The following is a 6,102-nucleotide window of genomic DNA, read 5'->3' as shown; positions in this document are numbered from 1 at the left end:
GATTTGTTCCACTCCGTCAAATGCACCGCCGCAAATGAACAAGATGTTGGTCGTGTCGATCTGAATGAATTCTTGGTGAGGGTGTTTGCGTCCGCCTTGAGGAGGAACGCTTGCAACCGTACCTTCGAGAATCTTCAGAAGAGCCTGCTGCACACCTTCACCGGAAACATCACGAGTAATCGAAGGGTTCTCTGATTTGCGAGCTACCTTATCAATCTCATCGATGTAGATGATACCGCGTTCGGCTTTCTCCACGTCATAATCGGCAGCCTGAATGAGCTTAAGTAGAATGTTCTCTACGTCTTCGCCTACATATCCTGCTTCAGTCAAGGAAGTGGCATCAGCAATAGCGAACGGCACGTTCAAGATTTTAGCAAGTGTCTGGGCAAGTAACGTCTTCCCGCTACCCGTTGGTCCAATCAGCACGATATTACTCTTTTGCAATTCCACGTCTTCCAGCTTGTTCTGCGAATTGATTCGCTTGTAGTGGTTGTATACCGCTACGGACAGCGACTTCTTCGCTTGATCTTGACCGATGACATATTGATCGAGAATAACTCGAATGTCCTTCGGTTTCGGAACATCCTTCAGGTCCAATTCTTCTTCACTGCCGAGTTCTTCTTCCACAATCTCCGTGCACAGTTCGATGCACTCGTCACAAATATATACACCCGGTCCCGCCACTAACTTACGGACCTGATCCTGGGATTTGCCGCAAAAGGAACATTTCAGTTGACCTTTTTCGTCGTTGAATTTAAACATAGGATCACCTCCTACTTATTATAATTGGGTAATTACTTTATCGATCAGCCCGTATTCTACTGCATCGGCAGCTGACATGAAATTGTCACGGTCTGTGTCTCGCTCGATCTTCTCGTAAGACTGACCAGTCCGTTCTACGTAGATGTTGTTGAGCTTCTGCTTCGTCTTGATGATCCAGTCGGCGTGAATCTTAATGTCCGTCGCCTGACCGCGTACGCCTCCAAGAGGCTGGTGAATCATGACTTCACTGTTCGGCAAAGCAAATCGCTTGCCCTTCGCACCTGCAGTAAGCAGTAAAGACCCCATACTGGCCGCCATCCCCATACAAATCGTGGATACGTCTGGCTTAATAAACTGCATGGTGTCAAATATGCCCATTCCCGCCGTAACCGAACCGCCCGGGGAGTTGATATACAAATGGATATCTTTCTCCGAATCCGAAGCTGCTAAGAATAGCAACTGGGCTATGACCAGATTGGCAACATCGTCGTCAATGGCGCTGCCCAAGAAGATGATGCGGTCCTTAAGGAGACGGGAATAGATGTCGTAAGAGCGTTCGCCGCGGCTTTCCTGCTCTACGACCATAGGGATCAGACTCATATCCATGACCTCATTTCTATATGAACTCTTGCTTCATTCTAAAATAACACGGTTTACGGGCGAATGCAAAATCCCGTTCCATTCATTGTAGCATGAATAGCCTAACGGTGTCATTTTTGGCTAATATCACTCTATGTATGGGGTATTCAATCCATGCAAATCAACTGTTGCCGCCTCTGCCTGGAGTGCCTGGGATCAGCAATGAAACTGGCCCGGAGAGTAAAACAAAGGCACGCTTAGTAGTTAAACGTGCCCTTCGTCTGAAGTTGTTGTGAGATTTACGCTACGGAAGCAGCTACTTGCTTGCTGTTCTCAACCAAGAAGTCAACTGTTTTCTTAACGGTCAGTTCGCCCTTCAGGCTATCCAAGTTGCCGTTAGCGCTGAGAATGGTGCGAATCTCATCCAGTGAACGTTGGTATTGCTGAGCCATCTTCTCCAGCTCTTCCGTCAATTCTTCTTCGGAAGCCTCGATGTTCTCCACTTTGCTAATCGCTTCAAGAACAAGGTTGTTGCGAACGCGCTTCTCCGCATCGCCCTTCATTTGTTCCTTCACGACATCTTCGTTCTGACCCGTGAATTGGAAGTACATGTTCAAGTCCATCCCTTGCATTTGCAGACGGTTGGCGAAATCTTTGAACATTTGCTCCACTTCAGTTTCAATCATGGCATTTGGAATTTCTACTTCAGCCGCTTGAGCCGCTTTTTCGACAACAGTCGATTCGATATCTTGTTGATTCGACTTCGTCTTACGATCTTGAAGGCGTTTCACGATGTCTTCCTTGAACTCGTCCAACGTGTCGAACTCGCTCACATCTTTGGCGAATTCATCGTCAAGTTCTGGCAAGTTTTTGCGCTTGATGTCGTGAAGCTTGATCTTGAATACAGCCGCCTTACCTTTCAGGTCTTCGGAGTGGTAGTCTTCTGGGAAGTTAACATTAACGTCCTTCTCTTCGCCTGCACTCAGACCGACCACTTGCTCTTCGAATCCTGGGATGAAGCTGCCTGAACCGAGTTCAAGCGAATACTTCTCGGATTTGCCGCCTTCGAATGCTACACCGTCCACATAACCGTCGAAGTCAATGACTACCGTATCGCCGTTCTCAGCAGCGCCTTCTTCAATAACGACCAGTTCAGCATGACGCTGTTGCAGACGCTCCAGCTCAGCTTGAACTTCTTCAGGAGTTACTTCATTCGACTTCTCTTCGACTTCAATACCTTTGTATTCGCCAAGTTGAACTTCAGGCTTCACGGCTACCGTAGCTGTGAATTGAAGGGCTTGTCCTTTGGCAAATTGTTGGACGTCCACTTCTGGACGGTCAACCGGGATGATGTCATTTTGCTGAACAGCTTCCATGTAAGCTTCTGGCAAAATAATGTCGAGTGCATCTTGATACAAGCTCTCTACACCGAACTTAGCTTCGAAAATCGAGCGAGGTACTTTACCTTTACGGAATCCTGGTACGTTGATCTTACCAGCTACTTTCTTAAATGCCTTGTCCAAGGCTACAGCTACTTGATCTGCGTCTACTTCGATTGTCAGTTGAACCTTGTTCTTCTCTATTTTTTCCCAGCTAGCTTTCATTTTATGCTTTCCCCTCCAGAATTTGACCGTTACATGGTTAACTTGTCCGGCATATTGGACCCGACCTGTACGATGGGCATTTATAACCATTATATTATATCACAATCTTGATGCATTTCAAGGCATCGATTATTCCCGATTATTCCCGACATTATTCGCGATAACTATTCCGTCGGCGCAGTTATCATAAGGAACAGTTTCATGACCTGGCAAGCCTTCTGCCAAGCCTTCATCTGGTCATCGGCTATGCCGAACAATTGTCTAGTCTCTCGCTCATCGCTCTTCGCGAACATTGTTTCCTGCAACGTGTGATGCAGGGCAGCCGCCCAGATGTCGAGCCCGTCTTCGCCCATAGAAAGCATTTCCCGGTAGATTGAGGTTCCGTATATAAACGCCAGAAAGTCGTTCCACATCTGATCTACAAAATACGCCAGCGTCGGATGATTCACCTCGTTCACTTCTTGAACGCGTTCCCGAATGTTCCCAATCTGTTGAGGAAAATCTTCGTAGGATAAAGGGGTATCCTTCACGTCCAGCTCCAGCGATTGGCCAAGCTTGTGCAGCTTAAGGCGCTCAGAATCCCCTCTTGCTCTTAGCACTTGCAAAGCTTTGAACTGGACAACCGGATGAATTCTGCTGCTCTCCAACCACTCCCKGATCGTGCGGTTCGTCCGGCTATGTTCAGCGTGCAACAGTTGTTCTAGCGCGAGCAGTTGTTTGTCCGGGGAATCCGTCTGCGTGAGCGATTCCAGCAGCTTTGGCACGTATTGGGAATCTTCAGCCGACTTCAACCATACCCGTCTGCGAATCAGATCTGATTCTGACTCCTCTTCCTCATTGTCGAACAATTGTTCCTCCGAGGAGGTATCTGTACCGTCTATCGCCCCAATGGAACGTGATCCGGTCGGCTTCGCTGCGTCGGGGAATGTCGTCTCGAGCCAGTCGAGTAACGATTGCCACTCCTCGCGGGCACTGTCGTCTTCGTGATGACACTGCAGCAAAAAGCGCAGTACGCCAGTTGCCTCCCCGTACCGTTCCGTCTCCAGCATACGTGTCAGCTCAATCTGATAATAGTCGATTGTTTTCGGGAAAAGTATTAAATTACTGTCTGCGATGGAAGTCACCACCCTGTATTCGTCGAATTATATCGAATTTTGCATCTTTATATTCCATATATTGTAGCAGATTTGCCAGAAGAATACGCACACCTTTTTATGATTTCTTTTGTTGCTTTTACCAAGTACCTGTGATACTATTACTCATGCTTCACTTTTCACCCCATATGGTGATGTTAAGCTTTGCAGTTATTCCTATTGCCATGCGGGTGTAGTTCAATGGCAGAACGCCAGCTTCCCAAGCTTGAGGCGAGGGTTCGATTCCCTTCACCCGCTCCATTATTGTTACACATATGACCCAGTAGCTCAGCTGGATAGAGCAACGGCCTTCTAAGCCGTCGGTCGGGAGTTCGAATCTCTTCTGGGTCGTCACATAGCAAATTAGCCTCCGGTATCGGAGGCTTTTTGTTGTTTATTGTATTTTCAATACCTCCGCTCGTATTAATTGCGGCAACCACTCCATCAGTTCCGAGAACACAAAACCTTCGTGTTTAGCTTTCATATTATCCATATAGTACGATCCCGAAATACCGAACGGAGACTTGGGCGAATGCTGCGAATCAGTCACATACACAGCCTTTTGTCCAACAACATCTTCAATTCGACCCATCATCTCGCGCAACAGCACTGTTCCGTTGGCGCAAGCATTAATCGGCCCCACTACAGAGTGATTAGCGAGCCATACCAGAAACCGACTGCATTCTTCCGCATGAATAAAACTCTGCCTCGATTCAGGGTTAGGTAGAGCGAACGTCTGTTGCCGAATCACTTGTTCAATGTGGAAACGAAGTCTCCCTGTGTAATCGTCAGGCCCCATTACTACCGGGATCCGAACGGCAGTTACAGGAAATGCCGCTATTTGGAATAGTGCGGCCTCGGCGAGGCGCTTGCCTATCCCATATTCAAAATCTCCCCTACCTCCGTGAAGTAAAGGATATGTATGCGGGTTGAATTCATCTTCCGTCCGAGCTCGATCTCCCATATCGTATACAGCCATAGTCGAGGTTAAAATATATTGATCCGTGAGTCCATCAAAAATGTCGCATGCAGCAATTGCTTCATTCGGAGCATAACAAACTTGATCATAGACCACATCATATGATTTTCCTTTTACGGATGCGAATAAGGCCTGTGCATCTTCACGATCGACCGTGATCCGTTTAACATCGTTACCGAAATCGTCTTCTCTAGTCGCTAGGGTCACTTCGATGCCTTGTTCGATTAACAATTGAACCATCCGTTTCCCGAAAAATCGGGTTCCTCCTATTACCAACGCTGTCTTCAGCTGAATCCACTCCTTTCTTCTTGCAAGGATACCGGATGCATGCCGGAAAAACAACAGATCGGCGAGTTATCCTCACCGACCTGTAAGCTCAATTATTCTCGGCAAACCATCAACAAGTTCCCATCTGGATCCTGGATCACGAACCAATGATCATGTTCGATTTCCGACACAAGTGTGAGATTATGTTCCTTGGCATACTGGTAAGAGCCCTGAAGATCGCTTGTAAGCAGCATGACCGATGGCGTCTTTATCGAAGGGGCACCGCCCGGTTCCTGTCCTCCCCACATCGGCATCGTATCGAGTATAATCCCTGCTGTCCCTTGCATGGGAATGATGCAGAGATGACCGTTGACGATTTTACAATCGCCTTGTGGTAGTCCCAACAAATCGGCGTACCAATCACGCGCACCTTCAATATCACGTACGGGGATGAAGAAGCTCCCTACTTTATTCTTAATCGGACTTGCAGAAACGACTTGTTGGTCTTGCGTGCTCTCACTCATATTAGGAAACCCTCCTTATTTACCACCTGCTCAATAAAATCATTCGTCTTGGCAATGGCCTCTTCCAGGGCAGGAGTAGTGGACACAAACGGATGTCTGATTCCGAATGTGTGGTTGGCTCCTTGTATGACGACTCTGGAAAAAAGCGTATTCAACTTTACCAGCTTCGCTGATGCCTTCTGGATGAATACAAAATCGTTTGCTCCCTGAACGAACAACATCGGAACGGATGCCTCTGCACCATGGCGGTACAC

Annotated in this window: 6 protein-coding genes, 2 tRNA genes and 1 pseudogene; 2 read left to right on the top strand and 7 right to left on the bottom strand. The window is 47.6% G+C overall.

The genetic code is table 11. The features are described 5' to 3' along the window. The 4 genes from clpX to AC1DWB_RS30390 form a co-directional block, all read right to left on the bottom strand. Positions 1–762 (bottom strand): ATP-dependent protease ATP-binding subunit ClpX (gene clpX, locus AC1DWB_RS30405; RefSeq protein WP_477544838.1); only part of this gene is annotated, 762 nt, incomplete at its 3' end. 18 nt (positions 763–780) lie between these two features. After that, complete coding sequence (clpP, locus tag AC1DWB_RS30400) at positions 781–1,362, bottom strand: ATP-dependent Clp endopeptidase proteolytic subunit ClpP (protein ID WP_477544837.1); 582 nt, start codon at positions 1,360–1,362, stop codon at positions 781–783. Positions 1,363–1,640: 278 nt separating this feature from the next. Beyond that, a complete protein-coding gene (gene tig, locus AC1DWB_RS30395; protein WP_477544836.1) occupies positions 1,641–2,945 on the bottom strand; it encodes a trigger factor in 1,305 nt (434 codons plus the stop codon). 164 nt (positions 2,946–3,109) lie between these two features. Beyond that, a complete protein-coding gene (locus AC1DWB_RS30390; RefSeq protein WP_477544835.1) occupies positions 3,110–4,069 on the bottom strand; it encodes a hypothetical protein in 960 nt (319 codons plus the stop codon). A 196-nt stretch (positions 4,070–4,265) separates the two neighbouring features. Here AC1DWB_RS30390 and AC1DWB_RS30385 point away from each other — a divergent pair. Then, a tRNA-Gly gene (locus AC1DWB_RS30385) sits at positions 4,266–4,339 on the top strand. Between the two features lie 16 nt (positions 4,340–4,355). After that, positions 4,356–4,429 (top strand) — tRNA-Arg (locus AC1DWB_RS30380). A gap of 43 nt (positions 4,430–4,472) precedes the next feature. On the opposite strand, the gene AC1DWB_RS30375 is transcribed toward AC1DWB_RS30380, so the two are convergent. From AC1DWB_RS30375 to AC1DWB_RS30365, 3 genes and pseudogenes are all read right to left on the bottom strand, one after another. Continuing rightward, positions 4,473–5,333, bottom strand: coding sequence for an NAD-dependent epimerase/dehydratase family protein (locus AC1DWB_RS30375; protein WP_477544839.1), 861 nt, complete (start codon positions 5,331–5,333; stop codon positions 4,473–4,475). Positions 5,334–5,437: 104 nt separating this feature from the next. Continuing rightward, positions 5,438–5,848, bottom strand: a complete 411-nt coding sequence (locus AC1DWB_RS30370) for a VOC family protein (protein ID WP_477544834.1) — start codon at positions 5,846–5,848, stop codon at positions 5,438–5,440. Beyond that, positions 5,845–6,102: pseudogene (locus tag AC1DWB_RS30365) on the bottom strand (hypothetical protein); the annotation flags it as partial. The pseudogene AC1DWB_RS30365 and the gene AC1DWB_RS30370, both read right to left, overlap by 4 nt.

This window comes from Paenibacillus sp. P4_E11 (assembly GCF_056401635.1).
The sequence above is the reverse complement of the archived record's forward strand: the minus strand, read 5'-3'. Positions and strand labels throughout refer to the sequence as shown.